Origin of the sequence: Anaerotignum faecicola, assembly GCA_024460105.1 — a bacterium.
GTDB lineage: Bacteria > Bacillota > Clostridia > Lachnospirales > Anaerotignaceae > JANFXS01.
In genome coordinates this window covers 1-418 of sequence record JANFXS010000407.1, presented here as the reverse complement: position 1 = coordinate 418, position 418 = coordinate 1, and the positions used below count along the sequence as shown (strand labels likewise).

Sequence of the window (418 nt, the reverse complement as noted above, 5' to 3'; positions counted from 1 at the left end):
GACACACCCAGAATTGTCTTTCCGCACAGTTCATCCCTCACTCTTCTGACCGTTTCCAGTGTGGTAATTGCGCCCCTGCTGTCAGAGCTGACCGTCATACAGAGTGCATCGATCACAATATCTTTTCTCTCAATACCATATTCCGATGCCTTCGCATAAATCTTTTCAGCCACCTTCAGACGCCCGTCTGCCGTCTCCGGGATTCCGTCCTCGTCAAGCGCCAGGGCGACAACAACGCCGCCATACCGCTTAACCAGAGGAAATACCGCCTCCATCACTTCCTGCTTTCCATTGACGGAGTTAATCAAAGGCTTACCGTTGTAAACACGCAGAGCCCGTTCCATGGCCTGAATATTAGAGGTGTCTATCTGGAGGAGGTGGTGATGGAACTGCAGAGTATCATCGATCTGCCCCTCCA

1 protein-coding gene is annotated in these 418 nt (G+C 51.7%); it reads right to left on the bottom strand.

The window, feature by feature from the left end; genetic code table 11:
• Positions 1-418: dihydropteroate synthase (locus NE664_14610; protein ID MCQ4727866.1), on the bottom strand; the 418-nt coding region annotated here is incomplete at both ends.